At 70.7% G+C, this 17,626-nt stretch carries 19 protein-coding genes; 4 read left to right on the forward strand and 15 right to left on the reverse strand.

Going from position 1 to position 17,626, the window contains the following annotated elements; all coding sequences use genetic code 11:
* The 3 genes from kdpB to kdpF are packed head-to-tail and all read right to left on the reverse strand — an operon-like array spanning nt 1 to nt 3,802.
* Entirely contained in the window at nt 1-2,043 is a 2,043-nt protein-coding gene (gene kdpB, locus L2C96_RS13390) for a potassium-transporting ATPase subunit KdpB (RefSeq protein ID WP_237336362.1), read from the reverse strand.
* Nucleotides 2,040-3,701, reverse strand: coding sequence for a potassium-transporting ATPase subunit KdpA (gene kdpA / locus L2C96_RS13395; RefSeq protein ID WP_237336363.1), 1,662 nt, complete (start codon nt 3,699-3,701; stop codon nt 2,040-2,042). The genes kdpB and kdpA overlap by 4 nt, the downstream gene beginning before the upstream one ends.
* Nucleotides 3,701-3,802 carry a K(+)-transporting ATPase subunit F gene (gene kdpF / locus L2C96_RS13400; RefSeq protein WP_017987524.1) on the reverse strand — a complete coding sequence of 34 codons (102 nt, stop codon included), beginning with the start codon at nt 3,800-3,802 and terminating at the stop codon, nt 3,701-3,703. The genes kdpA and kdpF overlap by 1 nt, the downstream gene beginning before the upstream one ends.
* A gap of 346 nt (nt 3,803-4,148) precedes the next feature.
* On the opposite strand from kdpF, the gene asnB reads away from it, so the two are divergent.
* Together asnB and L2C96_RS13410 are read left to right on the forward strand one after the other, a co-directional pair.
* Nucleotides 4,149-5,984: an asparagine synthase (glutamine-hydrolyzing) gene (gene asnB / locus L2C96_RS13405; protein WP_237336364.1), complete on the forward strand. Its 1,836-nt coding sequence runs from the start codon at nt 4,149-4,151 to the stop codon at nt 5,982-5,984.
* 77 nt (nt 5,985-6,061) lie between these two features.
* Entirely contained in the window at nt 6,062-6,583 is a 522-nt protein-coding gene (locus L2C96_RS13410) for a YflT domain-containing protein (RefSeq protein ID WP_020418100.1), read from the forward strand.
* 44 nt (nt 6,584-6,627) lie between these two features.
* On the opposite strand, the gene L2C96_RS13415 is transcribed toward L2C96_RS13410, so the two are convergent.
* The 12 genes from L2C96_RS13415 to rsmD form a co-directional block, all read right to left on the reverse strand.
* Complete coding sequence (locus L2C96_RS13415) at nt 6,628-7,071, reverse strand: hypothetical protein (protein WP_237336365.1); 444 nt, start codon at nt 7,069-7,071, stop codon at nt 6,628-6,630.
* A gap of 105 nt (nt 7,072-7,176) precedes the next feature.
* Nucleotides 7,177-7,380 (reverse strand): alpha/beta fold hydrolase, encoded by a 204-nt coding sequence (locus L2C96_RS13420; RefSeq protein WP_237336366.1) that lies wholly within the window; start codon nt 7,378-7,380, stop codon nt 7,177-7,179.
* A gap of 146 nt (nt 7,381-7,526) precedes the next feature.
* Entirely contained in the window at nt 7,527-8,513 is a 987-nt protein-coding gene (locus L2C96_RS13425; protein WP_237336367.1) for an alpha/beta fold hydrolase, read from the reverse strand.
* Nucleotides 8,514-8,536: 23 nt separating this feature from the next.
* Nucleotides 8,537-9,082, reverse strand: a complete 546-nt coding sequence (gene idi / locus L2C96_RS13430; RefSeq protein ID WP_237336368.1) for an isopentenyl-diphosphate Delta-isomerase — start codon at nt 9,080-9,082, stop codon at nt 8,537-8,539.
* Nucleotides 9,083-9,100: 18 nt separating this feature from the next.
* Nucleotides 9,101-9,964, reverse strand: coding sequence for a bifunctional DNA-formamidopyrimidine glycosylase/DNA-(apurinic or apyrimidinic site) lyase (mutM, locus tag L2C96_RS13435; RefSeq protein WP_237336369.1), 864 nt, complete (start codon nt 9,962-9,964; stop codon nt 9,101-9,103).
* A gap of 172 nt (nt 9,965-10,136) precedes the next feature.
* Nucleotides 10,137-10,877: a ribonuclease III gene (rnc, locus tag L2C96_RS13440; protein WP_084506093.1), complete on the reverse strand. Its 741-nt coding sequence runs from the start codon at nt 10,875-10,877 to the stop codon at nt 10,137-10,139.
* A 14-nt stretch (nt 10,878-10,891) separates the two neighbouring features.
* Entirely contained in the window at nt 10,892-11,074 is a 183-nt protein-coding gene (gene rpmF / locus L2C96_RS13445) for a 50S ribosomal protein L32 (RefSeq protein ID WP_017987516.1), read from the reverse strand.
* Between the two features lie 76 nt (nt 11,075-11,150).
* Nucleotides 11,151-11,738 (reverse strand): YceD family protein, encoded by a 588-nt coding sequence (locus tag L2C96_RS13450; RefSeq protein WP_020418093.1) that lies wholly within the window; start codon nt 11,736-11,738, stop codon nt 11,151-11,153.
* A 50-nt stretch (nt 11,739-11,788) separates the two neighbouring features.
* Nucleotides 11,789-12,511, reverse strand: a complete 723-nt coding sequence (locus L2C96_RS13455; protein WP_237336370.1) for an SPFH domain-containing protein — start codon at nt 12,509-12,511, stop codon at nt 11,789-11,791.
* A gap of 106 nt (nt 12,512-12,617) precedes the next feature.
* Nucleotides 12,618-13,040 carry a guanyl-specific ribonuclease gene (locus tag L2C96_RS13460; RefSeq protein ID WP_237336371.1) on the reverse strand — a complete coding sequence of 141 codons (423 nt, stop codon included), beginning with the start codon at nt 13,038-13,040 and terminating at the stop codon, nt 12,618-12,620.
* 83 nt (nt 13,041-13,123) lie between these two features.
* Nucleotides 13,124-13,606 (reverse strand): pantetheine-phosphate adenylyltransferase, encoded by a 483-nt coding sequence (coaD, locus tag L2C96_RS13465; RefSeq protein WP_020418090.1) that lies wholly within the window; start codon nt 13,604-13,606, stop codon nt 13,124-13,126.
* Nucleotides 13,607-13,626: 20 nt separating this feature from the next.
* The gene (gene rsmD / locus L2C96_RS13470) at nt 13,627-14,199 is read right to left on the reverse strand and encodes a 16S rRNA (guanine(966)-N(2))-methyltransferase RsmD (RefSeq protein ID WP_237336372.1); all 573 of its coding nucleotides are present in this window, start codon (nt 14,197-14,199) and stop codon (nt 13,627-13,629) included.
* Nucleotides 14,200-14,317: 118 nt separating this feature from the next.
* Here rsmD and L2C96_RS13475 point away from each other — a divergent pair, with 118 nt between their 5' ends.
* Both L2C96_RS13475 and L2C96_RS13480 read left to right on the forward strand, forming a co-directional pair.
* Complete coding sequence (locus L2C96_RS13475; protein ID WP_237336373.1) at nt 14,318-16,447, forward strand: HelD family protein; 2,130 nt, start codon at nt 14,318-14,320, stop codon at nt 16,445-16,447.
* A 113-nt stretch (nt 16,448-16,560) separates the two neighbouring features.
* Nucleotides 16,561-17,496 (forward strand): glutamate ABC transporter substrate-binding protein, encoded by a 936-nt coding sequence (locus tag L2C96_RS13480; protein WP_237336374.1) that lies wholly within the window; start codon nt 16,561-16,563, stop codon nt 17,494-17,496.
* Nucleotides 17,497-17,626: the final 130 nt, after the last annotated feature.

Below are 17,626 nucleotides of genomic sequence, written 5' to 3' on the forward strand. Positions count from 1 at the left end.
CTACCCGATTCCAGGGATGAAGCGGACGACGAGGTCGATGAGCCAGATGCCGAGGAACGGCGTCGCGATGCCGCCGACCCCGTAGACCAGCAGGTTGCGCCGCAGCAGTGCGGACGCGCTGGACGGCTTGTACCGCACGCCCCGCAGCGCGAGCGGGGTCAGCACCACGATGATCAGCGCGTTGAAGATCACCGCGGACAGGATCGCCGACCGCGGGGTCGCCAGTTGCAGGATGTTCAACGCGGCCAGCTGCGGGAAGATCGCCACGAACATGGCGGGCAGGATCGCGAAGTACTTCGCGAGGTCGTTGGCGATGCTGAACGTCGTCAGCGCGCCACGGGTGATCAGCAGCTGCTTGCCGATCTCCACGATCTCGATCAGCTTCGTCGGGTCGGAGTCGAGGTCGACCATGTTGCCGGCCTCCTTCGCGGCCGACGTGCCGGTGTTCATCGCGACCCCGACGTCCGAGGCGGCCAGCGCGGGCGCGTCGTTGGTGCCGTCGCCGGTCATCGCGACCAGCCGGCCGCCCTCCTGCTCGCGCTGGATGAGCGCCATCTTGTCCTCGGGCTTGGCCTCGGCGAGGTAGTCGTCGACGCCGGCGTCCTCGGCGATGGCCTTCGCGGTGCGCGGGTTGTCCCCGGTGATCATCACCGTCCGGATGCCCATCCGGCGCAGCTCGGTGAACCGTTCCCGCATGCCCGGCTTGACCACGTCGGACAGCCGGATCACGCCACGCACGAACGCGTGCCCGCCGGTCAGCTCGGCGACCACCAGCGGGGTGCCGCCCTGCTCGCTGATCTCGTCGACGATCCGCTCGGTCTCGTCCGGGAAGTCGCCGCCGTGCTCCCGCACCCACTCGCGGACCGCGCTCGCCGCGCCCTTGCGGACCTGGCGGCCGGGCAGGTCGACGCCGCTCATCCGGGTCTGCGCGGTGAACGGGACGAACTCGCCGCCGCCGGGAACCGTGGTGCCCTCGGTCAGCTCGACGACGCTGCGGCCCTCCGGGGTGCCGTCGGCGAGGCTGGACAGCCGGGCGGCCTCGGCCAGCTGGTGCGGGTCCGTCGAGCCGACCGGGATCAGCTCGGTCGCCCGCCGGTTGCCGAAGGTGATCGTGCCGGTCTTGTCCAGCAGCAGCGTCGACACGTCACCGGCGGCCTCCACCGCGCGGCCGGACGTGGCGAGCACGTTGCGCTGCACCAGCCGGTCCATCCCGGCGATGCCGATCGCGGACAGCAGCGCCCCGATCGTCGTCGGGATCAGGCACACCAGCAGCGCGGTCAGCACGATCACCGACTGCTCGCTGCCGGAGTAGGCGGCCATCGGCTGCAGCGCCACGACCGCGAGCAGGAAGATGATCGTCAGCGTGGACAGCAGGATCGTCAGCGCGACCTCGTTCGGCGTCTTCTGCCGTGAGGCGCCCTCCACCAGCGCGATCATCCGGTCCACGAAGGACTCGCCGGGCTTGGTGGTGATCCGGACGACGATCCGGTCGCTCAGCACCGTCGTGCCGCCCGTGACGGCGCTGCGGTCCCCGCCGGACTCGCGGATCACCGGCGCGGACTCACCGGTGATGGCCGATTCGTCCACCGTCGCGATCCCCTCGACCACGTCACCGTCGCCGGGGATGATCTCCCCCGCCTCGACGACAACCAGGTCGCCCACCCGCAGTTCGACACCCGGCACGCGTTCCTCGCCGTCCGGGGCGATCCGCCGCGCGACGGTCTCCTTCTTGGTGCGGCGCAACGACTCCGCCTGCGCCTTGCCACGCCCCTCGGCAACGGCCTCGGCCAGGTTCGCGAACACGACCGTGAACCACAGCCACACCGCGATCAGGATCGTGAACACGCTCGGGTCGGTGACCGCGAAGACCGTGGTGAGCACCGAGCCTGCCCACACCACGAACATGACCGGGTTGCGGACCTGGTGCCGCGGGTGGAGCTTGCGCAGCGCGTCGGGCAGCGAGGTCAGCAGCTGCCGTCCGTTGAACACGCCCGCGCCGACGCGAGCCGGTGTTTCGACGGGCCGGTCTTGGGTGATGGTCATGCCATGGCCTCCGCGATGGGACCGAGCGCGAGCGCCGGGACGAACGTCAGCGCCGCGACGAGCAGGATGGTGCCGGCGAGCACGGAGCCGAACAGCGGCCCGGTCGTCGGCAGGGTGCCCGCGGTCTCCGGCACCTTCTTCTGCGCGGCCAGCGAACCGGCCAGACACAGGACCGCGATGATCGGCACGAACCGGCCGATCAGCATCGCCACCGACAGCGAGGACTGGAACCAGCCGTCCGTCACCGTGATGCCGGCGAAGGCGCTGCCGTTGTTGTTGCCGGTGGAGGCGTACGCGTAGAGCACTTCGGACAGTCCGTGCGCCCCACTGTTGCCCAGCGCGCCCGCGGTGCCCGGCATGAGCAGGGCCGCGCCGGCGCCGAGCAGGACGACCGCGGGCATCGCCAGCATCGCGATCGCGGCGGCCGTGACCTCGCGCTTGCCGAGCTTCTTGCCCAGGTACTCCGGGGTGCGGCCGACCATCAGGCCGGCCAGGAACATCGCGATGATCGCCATCACCAGGATGCCGTACAGGCCGGTGCCGACACCGCCCGGCGAGACCTCGCCGAACAGCATGTGCAGCAGGGTCATGCCGCCACCGAGACCGCTGTAGCTGTCGTGCAGCGAGTTCACCGCGCCCGTCGAGGTGCCGGTGGTGCTGGTGGCGAACAGCGACGACGCGCCGATGCCGAACCGCTGCTCCTTGCCCTCCAGGTTCGCGCCTGCCAGCAGGGCGGCGGGACCGTTCGGGTGCGACTCGGCCCACCAGGTCACCGCGAGCACGAACGTCCACAGCAGACCCATCACGGACATCAGGACGTACCCCTGCTTCGGGTTGCCGACGAGCCTGCCGAACGTCCGGGTCAGCGACACCGGGATCACCAGGATCAGGAAGATCTCGATCAGGTCGGTCCAGACGTTCGGGTTCTCGAACGGGTGCGCGGAGTTGGCGTTGAAGATGCCGCCGCCGTTGGTGCCGAGTTCCTTGATGACCTCCTGGCTCGCCGTGGGCGCCATCGAAATGGTGCTCTGCGTGCCGTCCAGGCCGGTGACCGTGACGCCCGCACGGAGGCTCTGCGTGACGCCGAGCGCGATCAGCACGATCGCGAACACGACCGACAGCGGCAGCAGGATCCGCACGGTGCCGCGGGTCAGGTCGACCCAGAAGTTGCCGAGCCGGTCGGTCCTGGAGCGGGTGAACCCGCGGACCAGCGCCATCGCGACGGACAGGCCGACCGCGGCGGACAGGAAGTTCTGCACCGTCAGCCCGGCCATCTGGACGAGGTGGCCCATGGTCGTCTCGGGCACGTAGGACTGCCAGTTCGTGTTGGTCACGAAGCTGACCGCAGTGTTGAACGCGACGCCGGGGTCGACCGAACCGCGGCCGAGGCTCAGCGGCAGGACGGACTGCAGGCGCTGCAGCAGGTACAGGAAGACGATGGACACCAGCGAGAACCCGAGCACGCCCAGCGCGTAGGTGGGCCAGCGCTGCTCGGAGGACGGGTCCACCCGGAACGCGCGGTACAGGCCGCGCTCCAGCTTGAGGTGCCGCTCGCTGGTGAACACGCGCGCCATGTAGTCGCCCAGCGGTTTGTGGACCAGGGCGAGCGCGGCGACGAGGATGCCGACCGTGACCAGGCCGGACGCGAGGTCCGACATCAGAACCTCTCCGGCTTGGTGAGCGCGATGAACAGGTAGACGATCAGGCCCAGCGCCAGCACCCCGCCGACGACGTTGGCCACCACCCCGGCGCCGCTCACAGCTTCTCCAGCCCGCGCAACGTCAGCGCCAGCACCGCGAACACCGCGATCAGCAGCACGGCGTACAGCAGATCCGCCACTTCACACCTTCCAGCACGGGTCACCCGATCGGTGACCGCTCCGGTGACAGCGTGCGCTCGGATGTCCCGTGTCCTCGTCCGGATGACGGCGCCTTGACGCCGCCCCGGCGCGGATTTACGCGTTCTTGAGGCGCGTGTGCGACCGGCCACACTCCGTGAAATCCATCCCGTCAGAGCGGACGAATCGAGCAGACAGTTACCGGTGAGTTGTGTTACCACGGTGTTACGCATAGTTGTACTTGCTAAGCATCGGGAGGGTAGTACGCATGTGCGGCATCACCGGCTGGGTCTCCTTCGAGACCGACCTCACCCAACAGCGCGAAGTGCTCGACGCCATGACCGGGACCATGGCCTGCCGTGGTCCGGACGACTCCGGGACGTGGATCGCCCCGCACGCCGCACTCGGCCACCGTCGCCTCGCGATCATCGACCTGCCCGGTGGGCGGCAGCCGATGTCGGTGACCACGCCGGCCGGCGAGGTGGCCATGGTCTACAGCGGTGAGGCCTACAACTTCACCGAGCTGCGCCGCGAACTGGAGGGCAAGGGCCACACCTTCCGCACCGACAGCGACACCGAAGTCGTGCTGCACGGGTACCTGGAGTGGGGCGAGTCCGTCGCCGACCACCTCAACGGCATGTACGCCTTCGCCATCTGGGACGCCCGCGACGAGAAGCTCGTCATGATCCGCGACCGGATGGGCATCAAGCCGTTCTACTACTACCCGACGCGTGACGGCGTGCTGTTCGGGTCCGAGCCGAAGGCGATCCTGGCCAATCCCGCGGCGAAGCGGATCGTGGACGCGGACGGGTTGCGGGAGCTGTTCTCCTTCACCAAGCAGCCTGGCTGGTCGCTGTGGCACGGGATGTCCGAAGTGGAGCCCGGCACGATCGTCCGGGTGGACCGGCACGGCGTGCACACCCGCACGTACTGGAAGCTGGAGGCGCGCGAGCACACCGACGACCAGGAGACCACGGTCGCGCGGGTGCGCGAGCTGATGACCGACATCGTGCACCGGCAGCTGGTCGCCGACGTGCCGCGCTGCGTGCTGCTGTCCGGCGGCCTGGACTCCAGCGCGATCACCGGTCTGGCGGCCGCGCGGCTGCGTGAGGAGGGCGAGCAGCTGCGCACCTTCTCGGTCGACTTCGTGGGGCAGGAGGAGAACTTCAAGCCCGACGAGATGCGCGACACCCCGGACTCGCCGTTCATCCGGGACGTGGCGAAGCTGGTCGACTCGGCGCACCAGGACGTCGTGCTCGACCCGGCCGCGCTGACCGATCCGGCGGTGCGGCGGGCGGTGCTGACCGCACGGGACATCCCGGCCGGCATGGGCGACATGGACACCTCGCTGTACCTGCTGTTCAAGGCCATCCGGGCGGAGTCGACGGTGGCGCTGTCCGGCGAGTCGGCCGACGAGGTGTTCGGCGGGTACCGGTGGTTCCACGACGAGACCGCCCGCAACGCCGACACGTTCCCGTGGCTGGCGTTCAACACCGGCGCTCTCGAACGCGGCGGGCTGCTGCGGGCGGAGGTGCGGTCCACGCTGGATCTCGAGGGCTACATCGCGGACCAGTACCGCACGGCGCTGGCGCGGGTCGAGCACCGGGACGGGGTTTCCGCGGAAGAGCGCCGGATGCGTGAGGTGTGCCACCTGCACCTGACGCGGATGGTGCGGGCGCTGCTGGACCGCAAGGACCGCGCGTCGATGGCGGTGGGCCTGGAGGTGCGGGTGCCGTTCTGCGACCACCGGCTCGTCGAGTACGTCTACAACACGCCGTGGTCGCTGAAGACGTTCGACGGCAGGGAGAAGAGCCTGCTGCGGCACGCGACCAAGCACGTGCTGCCGCAGTCCGTTGTGGACCGGGTGAAGAGCCCGTACCCGTCCACGCAGGACCCCGGGTACGCGGCGGCGTTGCAGCAGCAGGCGAAGGAGGTGCTGGCGACGCCCGGCGACCCGGTGTTCGAACTGGCCTCCCGCGAGTGGGTGACGGACGCGGTGGGCCAGGACCCGGTCACGATGACGTCCCTCACGCGCCACGGCCTGGACCGGCTGCTCGACCTGCACCACTGGTTCGACATCTACCGGCCGGAGCTGCGAGTCTGAGGATTCCCTGTGAGGTTCGGACATGGGGCACAAGTGGGTATGCGGGAGCGTTGAACAGGTCAGGAGAGGTGAGGAAGATGACCCAAGCATTCACGCAGACCGCTTTCACCAACGCCCGGACGAGCCCGCAGCTCCCGACCCTGCCCACCGGCTGGCCGATCGGGTCCTACGACTCCTACGAAGAGGCCCAGCGGGCGGTCGACCACCTCGCCGACAACGACTTCCCCGTGGCGGACGTCACGATCGTCGGGGTCGAGCCGATGCTGGTCGAGCGGGTCGCCGGCAAGCTCAGCTGGGGCCGCGTGCTCGGCGGCGCCGCGATGTCGGGCGCCTGGTTCGGTGTGTTCGTCGGCCTGTTGCTGACGCTGTTCACGCCGGGCGCCGGGCTGCTGCCGATCCTGTTCGGCCTGGTCGCCGGTGTCGCGTTCAGCATGGTGTTCGCGGCCATCAGCTACGGCGCCACCCGCGGCAAGCGTGACTTCGTGTCGCAGACGCAGCTGGTCGCGCGCCGCTACGACGTGCTGAGCCAGCCGCGCAACGCCGAGAAGGGCCGCGAGCTGCTGGCGAACCTCGCCGCGCGGACGCACGTGTTCAACTGAGGAGCTGAGGAGAGCCCCGGGCCGGTCGCCGGCCCGGGGCTCTTTCAGTTGCGGGGGCGCGACAGGACGTCGCCGCACACGCTTTCCCGGCGCAGCTGCGTCCAGTCCGGGCCGGACCAGACCGTGGCCGGCTGCGCCGCGGCGGGACAGGCGAACAGGTCGAGCAGGCACCAGCCGTCGTCCCTGCCGAGTTCACCGATGACGAAGCTGGCGGTCCCGTCGGCCACGAACACGGCGACGGCGACGTCGTCCGCGCTCTGGCGCACGTCGAAGACGGAGATGTCGCCGATGGTGAACGCCGAGACGGTGCCCTGGCCGGGCAGGCTGACCTCATCCACCGGCGGCAGGTCCGCGCAGTGGAGGTCCCGGTAGGCCGCGTGGTCCTCGCCGGTGAGCGCCGTGGCGATGTCGTCCGCGGTGTCCGCCGGGTCGTCGTCGAACACGTGCACCACGAGCAGCACGACAGCCGCGACCAACACGACGGCCACGCCGCCCAGCTTCCACCACCGCGCCCGTTTCACCGCACCTCCCGAGATCATCCTGGAGGTAACCGCACGGAGGCGATGGTCGTCGAGGCGGGTGTCCTGATGCGGTCAGCTCCCGCTCGAGATGCCCAGCGGGGTGGAGCCGCCGGAGCGCGGGTTGCGGCCCGTGCGCAGCAGCTCCCGCCACCGGCGCACATCATGCTGGGCGGGCCTCGTCGTGGTGAGGAAATCCCGCAGCACAGCCAGAAACCGCTGCGGCGCGGTGTGATGCGGGAAGTGCCCGGCGCCCTCGAAGAATGTCCGATCGAGCATGTTCACCGCTGTCCTGATGCGGTCAGCTCTCGCTCGAGATGCCCAGCGGCCTGGCGCCACCGGAACGCGCGTTGCGACCCGAGCGCAGCAGCTCCCGCCACCGGCGCACATCATGCCGCGCGGGCCTCGTCGTGGCGAGGAAATCCTCAACTCCCGCTGGAGATGCCCAGCGGCGTGGAGCCGCCGGAACGCGCGTTGCGCCCCGAGCGCAGCAGCTCCCGCCACCGGCGCACATCGTGCTGCGCGGGCCTCGTCGTGGTGAGGAAATCGCGCAGGACAGCCAGAAACCGCTGCGGCGCGGTGTGGTGCGGGAAGTGCCCAGCACCCTCGAAGATCTCCAGCCTGCTGCCCGGCATCGCGGCGTGGGCGACCAACGCGTGCTCGCTCGGCACGACGTGGTCCCGCGTCCCCCACACCAGCATCGTCGGGATACCCTCCGTCAGGTAGCTGCGGTCGAGCATGTTCACCACCTGCCCGCGCCAGTCCACCACCGCGCGCAGCGTGCGCAGGAACGCCTGCCTGCTGGTCGACTCAGCGAGCCGCACGTACTTGCCGATCACGTAGTCCAGGTCCGCCCCCAGCCCGAACCCGCCGCCCGCCCGCAGCAGGCTCCGGAAGCGCCGCAAGCCTTCCCGCACCGGCGGGGTGCCGAGCAGCGGCAGCACCAGGTCGGCGCCCGGCGCGGCCGCGAGCCGCAGCAGCGGGTGCACGCCAGCGCCGATGCCGCCGGAGCTGACCAGCACCAGCCGCTCGCAGCGTTCCGGGAACTGGTAGGCGAACTGCATCGCCACGCCACCGCCGAGCGAGTGCCCGATCACGCTGACCCGGTCGATGTCGAGCGTCGCCAGCAGGTCCCGCATCCCGCACGCATAGGCGGCCACTGAATAGTCGGCGCGCGGCTTGTCCGAACCGCCGTGGCCGAGCAGGTCCGGCGCGATCACCGTGTAGTCCCTGGTCAGCGACGCGAGCACGTCCAGCCAGGTGGACGAGTCGTCACCGATGCCGTGGACGAACAGCAACGCGGGACCGCTGCCCGCCATGCGGTAGGCGCGCCGGTAGCCGTGGATGGTGCGGTGGCGCAGGTCGAACGTGTCCGGGCCGATCCCGGTGAGCGCGGTGTCCGGGGAACGCACCCGGCAAGCCCACCAGTCGGCTGTTACCGCTGTGTTGCCCCCACCGAAAGAGTTTCCGCGAGCCGCGGGACCTGCAACTGCGACCACGGGCTGAACACGAACGGCGTGCGGCTCATGCTCTCCACCAGGTCGGTCCAGGCCGACCAGCGCCACTCGCACACCTCGTCCGGCTCGGGCAGCGGGTCCGCGTCGGCCTCGGCCACCCACACGGGGCAGAACTCGTTCTCCACCACGCCACCCGCGTCCGTCGCCGTGTAGCGGAAGTCCGGCAGCACCTTCCGCAGCCCGGTGACCTCCAGGCCCAGCTCCTGCTTCGCGCGCCTCGCGATGGCCTCGGCCATGTCCTCTCCAGGGCCGGGGTGGCCGCAGAACGAGTTGGTCCACACGCCCGGCCACGTCTTCTTGCCGATCGCGCGCCGGGTCAGCAGGACGCGGCCGGCGCGGTCGAAGACGTAGCAGGAGAACGCCAGGTGCAGCGGGGTGTGCGCGTCGTGCACCGTGCGCTTCGGCGCTGTGCCGACGGGGTCGAAGCGCTCGTCGAGCAGCACCACGAGTTCTTCCTGGGCCACGTGACCTGCCTTCCGGTGTCAGGAGGAGCGGCGCGGCCGGGGCTGGCAGCGCGGGCAGAAGTAGGACGACCGGTTCATGAACGGCTCGCGGCGGATGGGCGTGCCGCAGCGGCGGCAGGGGCGGTCGCCCTGGCCGTAGACGTTCAGCGAGCGGTCGAAGTAGCCGGACTGGCCGTTGACGTTGACGTACAGCGCGTCGAACGACGTGCCGCCGGCCTGGAGCGCCTCGTTCATCACCTCGGTGGCCGCTTCGAGGACGGCCGCGCCCTGGGCGCGGGTGAGCTTCTCGGTGGGGCGGGCCCAGTGCAGCCGGGCACGCCAGAGCGACTCGTCGGCGTAGATGTTGCCGACCCCGGACACCAGCGTCTGGTCGAGCAGGGCGCGCTTGATCTCGGTGCGGCGGGAGCGCAGGGCCTTGACCGCCTGGGCCGGGTCGAACGCCGGGTCCATCGGGTCGCGGGCGATGTGCGCGATCGGCGCGGGCAGGAGCGTGCCGTCGGAGGTGACGAGATCGGCCAGCGCGAGCCCGCCGAACGTCCGCTGGTCGACGAACCGCAGCTCGGGGCCGCCGTCGTCGAACCGGATCCGGACGCGCAGGTGCTTCTCGTCGGGGGCGCCCTCGGGCTGCACGAGCATCTGGCCGCTCATGCCCAGGTGCGCGAGGATCGCTTCCTTGTCCGACAGCTCCAGCCACAGGTACTTGCCACGCCGCCGCGCGGCTTCGACGCGCGCCCCGGCGAGCCTTCCGGTGAAATCCTCGGGGCCCAGCTCGTGACGGCGGATCGCGCGGGGGTGCAGCACCTCGACACGAGCGATCCCGCGGCCCGCCACGTGGGCCTGCAGCCCGCGGCGCACCACTTCTACTTCGGGAAGCTCCGGCACCACACCACCCTATCCACGACCCCCGACAATTCCCGACGTCCGACCGGGTCGCATGACGACGACACAGCGTGACAGCGTGCTTCCAGTGGAACGCCGAACCCGCACGAGATATGCCGGGAACGACGAAGCCGGGCCGCTGCACCAACGGCAGCGACCCGGCTTCGCACGAGATCTACTCCGAGCCCTCCGGCTTCAGCTCCTCGGAAAGAGCCCGCCAAGCGGTCTCGGCGGCCTTCTGCTCGGCTTCCTTCTTCGTGGTGCCGTTGCCGTTGCCGAAGTCGCGGCCGGCGACCAGCACCGTGGCGCTGAACTCCTTGCGGTGGTCCGGCCCGGTGTCCTCCACCTTGTACTCCGGCACACCCAGCCCGGCCGACGCGGTCAGCTCCTGCAGGCTCGTCTTCCAGTCCAGCCCGGCACCGCGCAGCGGCGCCTCCGCCAGCAGCGCGTCGAACAGCCGGTGCACCAGCTCGCGAGCCGCGTCGATGCCGTGCGCGAGGTACGCCGCACCGATCACGGCCTCCAGACCGTCGGCGAGGATGCTCGCCTTGTCACGGCCACCGGTGAGCTCCTCGCCCTTGCCGAGGAGGAGGTGCGCGCCGAGCCCACCGGGACCCAGCCCCCGCGCGACCCCGGCCAGGGCGTGCATGTTGACCACACTGGCCCGCAGCTTCGCGAGCTGCCCCTCCGGCAGCTCGGGGTGCGTGCGGTACAGGTGGTCGGTGACGACCAGACCGAGCACGGCGTCACCGAGGAACTCGAGCCGCTCGTTCGGCGGCAACCCACCGTTCTCGTACGCGTACGAGCGGTGGGTGAGCGCCAGCGTGAGCAGCTCGGCGTCGAGTTCGACGCCGAGCGCTTCGAGCAACGGTTTCGGGTCGGCGGCCGGCCCTCCCGATCTCGACCTGCCCCCCATACTGGTCAGCGACCTCAGGCGGGCTCGACGACCTGACGACCGTCGTACTGGCCGCAGGTCGGGCAGGCCACGTGCTGCGGCTTCGGCTGCCGGCAGGCCCGGTTCTGGCAGGGCACCAGCTGCACGGGCGTCGCCTTCCACTGCGCACGACGGTGGCGCGTGTTGGAGCGCGACATCTTCCGCTTCGGGACGGCCACGACTGAATCTCCTCATCCACGGTTCGCTCACGCGGGCGCGAGCGTGCTTACTCAGGTGCTTACGAGCTGATGCCCGTCAGGCTTGCCGGCCGGGCCCGCCGGAGGACGAGTCGTCGAAACGCTCGACCAGCGCGGCCCACCGAGGGTCTATCGTCTCATGCCCGTGTCCGGGCTCGAGATCGGCCCACTTCCCGCCGCAATCGGGGCACAGCCCCGGGCAGTCCTCGCGGCACAGCGGGACCTGCGGCAGCGCCAGCACGACGGCGTCGCGGACCAGCGGTTCGAGGTCGATCCGGTCGTCGACGAGGCGCATGACCTCGTCCTCGTCGGTCGTCTCGTCCGTGGTCGAGTCGGGGTAGGCGAACAGCTCGGTGAGCTCGACCTCGACCTCGTCGTCGATCGGGTCGAGGCAGCGGGAGCAGGCGCCGGTGGTCCGCACCGCGGCGGAGCCGGTGACCAGCACGCCCTCGACCACCGACTCGAGCAGCAGGTCCAGCTCGACCTCGGCGCCCTTCGGCACCACGATCACATCGGGCACGCCCCACTCGACGGCGGTGGGCGCCGTGCGCTGGATGGTCCGGCTCAGGCCGGCGCGCCGGCCCAGCTCACGGGTGTCGACGACCCACGGGTTGCGGGCGTCGGAAGAGTCATTGTGCTGAGACATGGGTCCGTTGAGTAGAGGGCGGAAGGCAACCCCACCACTCTACGCCGCGATCAGGGCTGGAAGTCGTACAGGGGCGTGGGGCGCTGGCCGAGGCTCGACGGGCCGCGCAGGTGGTTGCGGCCGGAGTCGACCGTCCGGAGCGTGGTGGACAGCAGCTCGGAGAACTCGGCGAGCTTGCCGTCGACGTAGGCGTCGCAGTCGGCGCGCTGCCGGTCGGCCTCGGCGTGGGCCTCGTCCACGATCCGTGCGGACTCGGCGTGCGCGGCCTGCACGACCTCGGTCTGGGACACCAGCCGGGACCGCTCGTGGCGGCCGTCCTCGACGGCGCGCTCGTAGGCGTCGCGACCGGCCTGCATCATGCGCTCGGCCTCGGCGCGGGCCCGCTCGGTCAGGTTGTGGTACTCGGCCTGGCCCGCGGCGATCATCCGCTCGGCCTCCGCGCGCGCGTCGGCCATGACCTGCTCGGCGCGCGCCTGCGCGTCGGCGATCATGCGCTCGGCCTCGGCGGCGGCCTCGGAGGTGACCCGCTCGGCCTCGGCGTTGGCGTCGCCCACCGTCGTCTCGGCCTGGTGGCGCGCCTTGTTGATCAGCTCGTCGCGCTGGTCGAGCACGTCCTGCGCGTCGTCGACCTCGCGGGGCAGCGCGTCGCGCACGTCGTCGAGCAGTTCGAGGACGTCCCCGCGGGGAACCACGCAGCTGGACGTCATCGGCACCCCGCGTGCCTCTTCCACGATCGTGACGAGCTCGTCCAGCGCCTCGAACACCCGGTACACAGCGACTCCCTAGGTGGCCTTTCCCCATCCGGCTTGACCACAAGTCTGCCCGTTTCTCCGGGGAAAGGGGGGAACGCTGCGTCACCGGGCGTGTCAAGGGGAACCGTCAGGAATTCACGTCCACCAGGTCGAAGCTCGCGTAGTGGTCGCCGGTGTAGAAGTACTCCCCCGCCGAGCCGGTGACGATGCGGCGCGCGCCGCGGTCGTCGCTGCCGGGCGTCTCCACGGTGTACTCGTGGTAGTAGCCGCTCGCGCAGGCGGGCAGCAGCCCTTCCCGGTTCTGGAAGACCGTCCCGTCCTGCTCGTACGGGTACGGGCCGCCCTGCTGGATCAGCTCGTAGGTGTCGGTGGCCTCGGCGGGCAGCGAGGACAGCGCGACCACCGTGAAGCCGGAGGTGTCGCCGCACTCGGCCTGAGCGGCAGACAGCGGCGCGGCCGAGGCGGGAGCGGCCGGCCCGAACCCGGTGAACAACGTGAGGACGACCGCGAGCAGCGCACCGGCCACCCGGGACTTCGTGATGTTGGTCATTTTCGGACCGTAGCCCGAACGCGTTACCTGGAGGGGGCCGTCAGGTGAACGAGCCCGAAGTCCCGACGAAAGTCGTCGCCCGATCAGGCGCGTTCGGCGAGTTTCGCGGTGAGCCGCTCGAAGACCACGTCCGGCACCAGGTTCTTCACGTCGCCGCCGTAGGTGGCGACCTCCTTGACCAGCGAGCTGGACACGAAGCCGTAGGCCGGGTTGTTCGACATCAGCAGGGTCTCGACGCCGGAGAGCTCCCGGTTCATCTGCGCCATCTGCAGCTCGTAGTCGAAGTCGCTGACCGAGCGCAGGCCCTTGGCGATCGCCGCGATGTCGTGCTGCCTGCAGTAGTCCACGAGCAGCCCGTGCCACGAATCGACGCGGACGTTGGGCAGGTGCGCGGTGATCTCGCGCAGCATGTCCAGCCGCTCCTCGATGGTGAACATGCCCTTCTTGGACTTGTTGATCATGACCGCGACCACGACCTCGTCGAACAGCTTCGCCGCCCGCTCGATGATGTCGAGGTGGCCGTTGGTCACCGGGTCGTAGGAGCCTGGACACACCGCACGCCGCATGTGGCGGACGCTATCAAGCTCTACCCGCCGTGGCGCGGTGAAGTGACGTACTCCGCCCAGTACAAGGCCGTGTCGCCGTAGCGCGAGGTGCGCAGCGGCGCGAACCCGGCGGGCCAGTCCGGTTCGCCGTCGCGCAGCGCCCGCTCGACGATCACCAGCCCGTCCTCGACGATCCACCCGCCAGCGCCCAGCGCGGCCAGCACCGCGCCGATCTTCTCCGCGCCCACCGAGTAGGGCGGATCGGCCAGCACGAGGTGGAACGGCTCGTCGGCCGGCTGCGCCAGCACCGTCTCGACCGGGCCGGAGCGCACCGAACCGCCCAGGCCGAGCGCGCTCACGTTGGCCTTGAGGACCTGCACCGCGCGCCGGTCGGACTCGACGAACACCGCGTCCGCCGCGCCCCGCGAGAGCGCCTCCAGCCCCAGCGCGCCGGAACCGGCGTAGAGGTCGAGCACCCGCGCGTCGGTCAGCTCGCCCGCCGCCTCCAGCGCGTTGAACAACGCCTCCCGCACGCGCTCGGACGTCGGCCGCGTGCCCTGCGCCGGCACCTTGAGCCGCCGCCCGCTCGCCGCCCCGGCCACGATCCTCGTCACAGCCCCATCATCGCGCTGTGTTCTGCGCGGTGTTTTGCCCAGGACCCGGTGAACGGCCCGCGGGGCACGCGTAGAGTCAATCTTCCTGTTGCCGGCGAGTGAGCTGTAGGAGCGCTGCGTGTCGGAACCTCGGGTCAGACGGGCCGAGATCGCCATCGAACAACACCACGTGGACCGCGTCTACACCCGGCTCGCCGAACTCCGGGCGCAGGCGGAGGCGATGCGTGCCAAGGGCTACGAGATCGGCCACGGCGCCCAGCGCGAAGCCGTTTTCGAGCAGGCCTCGATGCTGTTCGAGCGCGACATGATGGTCCACCACGCGACCCAGACGCTGCAGACCCTGGACGCCGAGTACGAGGGCCTGGTCTTCGGACGGCTCGACCACACCACCGGCGAGAAGATCTACGTCGGCCGCCTCGGCATCCGCGACGCCGAGTTCGACAACCTCGTGACCGACTGGCGCGCCCCGGCCGCCGCCGCGTTCTACCAGGCCACCGCCGAGGAGCCGATGGACGTGGTGCGCCGCCGCGTCATCCGCTGCTCCGGGCAGACCGTGCTCGACGTGGACGACGACGTGCTGATCCCGGACGCGGTCGGCGATGACATGCAGGTGGTCGGCGAGGGCGCGCTGATGGCGGCGCTGGGCCGGTCGCGCGGCGACAAGATGCGCGACATCGTCGCGACCATCCAGAAGGAACAGGACGAGGTCATCCGGGCGCCGTGGCGCGGTGTCACGGAAATCACCGGCGGCCCCGGCACCGGCAAGACCGCCGTGGCGCTGCACCGCGCGGCCTACCTGCTGTACCGGTACCGCCGCCAGCTCGGCGGGGCCGGGGTGCTGGTGGTCGGCCCGTCCGGGGTCTTCACGAACTACATCTCGCGCGTGCTGCCGTCGATGGGCGAGACGAACGTCGAGCTGCGCGCGCTGGGCGCGGTGCTCGACGGCATCAGCACCGACCGGCAGGACCCGGCGCCGCTCGCCGCGATCAAGGGCTCGCTGCGGATGCGCAAGGTGCTGGCGAAGGCGCTGCGGGACACGCCGCCGGACGTGCCCGACGAGATGCGGATCGTCTACAAGGGCGACGTCCTCAAGCTCAACCGCAAGGAGCTGGAGAAGGTCCGCCGCAAGGTGCACGGCCACGGCGGGCCGCCGAACCGCTCGCGCGTGCGGGCGGCCGAGGCGCTGCTGGAGGCGCTGGCCGACCGGGCCGAGGAGAACGCGCGCGCCGACGGCCGCTCGATCGAGCGCGGCGAGGTGATCCACGACCTCGGCGAGCGGATCGACTTCCACCGCTTCCTGGTCGTGTGGTGGCCGGTGCTGTACCCGGGCGAGATCCTGCGGTGGCTGGGCGATCCGCGGCGCCTGACCAAGGCGGCGCGCGGTGTGCTGACCCCGGCCGAGGTCGACCTGCTGGCCGCTTCGTTCGCCGACCGCGAGCGCGAGTGGACGGTCGCCGACGTGGCGTTGCTGGACGAGCTGCGCGTGCTGGTCGGCCCGCCGCCCAAGCGCCGCCGCCGGGCGCAGCAGATCGAGCTGGACGCGGCGCCGCCGGAGCGCGGGTCGCAGGGCAAGCCGCACCGGCCGGAGCACTACGACGAGTACTCGCACATCGTGGTCGACGAGTCGCAGGACCTCTCGCCGATGCAGTGGCGGATGGTCGGCAGGCGCGGCAAGTACGCCAGCTGGACGGTGGTCGGCGACCCGGTGCAGAGCTCGTGGCCGGATCCGGAGGAGGCGGCGCAGGCCCGGACGCAGGTGTTCGGCGCGCGCACCCCGGTCCGCCGCTACACGCTGCGCACCAACTACCGGAACTCGGCGGAGATCTTCGACCTGGCCGCCCGCGTGGTCGCCGGGCACGCCGCCGAGGGCGAGCTGCCCCGGGCGGTCCGGACCACCGGGATCGAGCCGGACGTGCGGCTGGTCGAGCGCGGCAGCGTGGAGAGCGCGGTGCAGGCGGCGGCGAAGGAGCTGCTGGACGCGGTCGAGGGCACGGTCGGCGTGGTGTGCGCCATGGACCGGGTCGCCGAGGTCGGCGCGTGGGTGCGGGGGCAGGCGGACGAGCGGCTCAAGGTCGTCGGCAGCCTGGACGCCAAGGGCCTGGAGTACGACGCCGTCGTGCTGGTCGAGCCGACCGAGCTGATCACCGAGTCGCTCACCGGGCGGCGCGTGCTCTACGTCGCACTGACCCGCGCGACGCAGCAGCTGACGGTCGTGGCCTCCGACGACGAGTGGCTGCCTGCGGAATAAATCACGAAAAACGCAACGCCTTCGTTAGCCCCCGCCATTTCCCGGGCAATTACCATGCACGGCGAGACCGATCGTCTCTTCGTGGTGTCACGGGACTGTGGATGGAGCACCTCATGGCAGGTTGGGTGCGTGCTGCGCGCCGTACGGCGGCCTCGATCGGCCTCGCCGTGGCGTTGCTCACGACGGGCGTCGCCTGTACGGGCGACGACAACGCGAGCACCGGCGGCGAGGTTTCGGCTGGTCAGGGCGTCATCGGCGAAGCGCCGGTAGCGAGCGACGCGGACCTGGCGGCCAGCCCGACGGCGCAGGCCATCAAGGCCCGCGGCACGCTCGTCATCGGCGGCGACGAGAACCTGCCCCTGCTGTCGCAGCGGAATCCGATCACCGGAAGCACCGACGGATTCGACGCGACACTTGGAAAAATGCTCGCGAAATACATCATCGGCAGGCCGAACGTCAACATCGTGACGACCACACCGGAAACCCGGGAAGCGATGCTGAAAACGGGCACGGTGGACGCGGTGATCCGGATCTACACGATCACCGCGGAGCGGGCGCAACGGGTCGCGTTCGCCGGGCCGTACCTGCTGTCCGGGCAGGCGATCGCCACCCTCAAGGGCACCACCGGCATCGACGACCCCGGCGACCTCAACAGCAAGACCGTCCTCGCGGTCGCCGGGACGACCAGCGTCGCGGCGATCCAGCAGCGCGCGCCCGGCGCGAAGATCACCACGTTCGGCACCGCCGAGGAGTGCGTGCAGGCGCTGGAGCAGGGCAAGGGCGACGCGTACGTGCACGACCTGACCGTGCTGGCCGGCGAGGCGCAACTGGACTCGAAGCTGCAGATCAGCGGGCAGCCGTTCACCAGCGAGCCGTACGGCATCGGCCTCAAGCTCGACGACGACTCGTTCAAGCGGTTCGTCAACGAGTGGCTACGCAAGATCGAGGCCGCCGGGCTGTGGCAGCGGGCCTGGCAGGAGACGCTGGGCACGGTCGTGACCGGCGGCGTACCGTCCCCGCCCGCGATCGGCTCGGTCCCCGGCTCGTAGCACGCAGCCACGACCGCAGACCTCAAGCTCCTGAGCGTGGGACTCGCGCAACCCGGCGAGGTCTGCGCTCGGGCGCGCGAGTTCTGCGTCCGGGTGGGGAAGAGCCGCGGCCAGGGCCGCGTTGGACGTT

Origin of the sequence: Amycolatopsis tucumanensis (genome assembly GCF_021654135.1) — a bacterium.
Taxonomy (GTDB): Bacteria; Actinomycetota; Actinomycetes; order Mycobacteriales; family Pseudonocardiaceae; genus Amycolatopsis_E; species Amycolatopsis_E tucumanensis.

Coding starts and splice junctions, on each gene's coding strand:
- kdpB (WP_237336362.1), bottom strand. CDS start 2,043: ATGACCATCACCCAAGACCGGCCCGTCGAAACACCGGCTCGCGTCGGC.
- kdpA (WP_237336363.1), bottom strand. CDS start 3,701: ATGTCGGACCTCGCGTCCGGCCTGGTCACGGTCGGCATCCTCGTCGCC.
- asnB (WP_237336364.1), top strand. CDS start 4,149: ATGTGCGGCATCACCGGCTGGGTCTCCTTCGAGACCGACCTCACCCAA.
- L2C96_RS13410 (WP_020418100.1), top strand. CDS start 6,062: ATGACCCAAGCATTCACGCAGACCGCTTTCACCAACGCCCGGACGAGC.
- L2C96_RS13420 (WP_237336366.1), bottom strand. CDS start 7,380: ATGCTCGATCGGACATTCTTCGAGGGCGCCGGGCACTTCCCGCATCAC.
- rnc (WP_084506093.1), bottom strand. CDS start 10,877: ATGGGGGGCAGGTCGAGATCGGGAGGGCCGGCCGCCGACCCGAAACCG.
- L2C96_RS13450 (WP_020418093.1), bottom strand. CDS start 11,738: ATGTCTCAGCACAATGACTCTTCCGACGCCCGCAACCCGTGGGTCGTC.
- L2C96_RS13460 (WP_237336371.1), bottom strand. CDS start 13,040: ATGACCAACATCACGAAGTCCCGGGTGGCCGGTGCGCTGCTCGCGGTC.
- coaD (WP_020418090.1), bottom strand. CDS start 13,606: ATGCGGCGTGCGGTGTGTCCAGGCTCCTACGACCCGGTGACCAACGGC.
- L2C96_RS13480 (WP_237336374.1), top strand. CDS start 16,561: ATGGCAGGTTGGGTGCGTGCTGCGCGCCGTACGGCGGCCTCGATCGGC.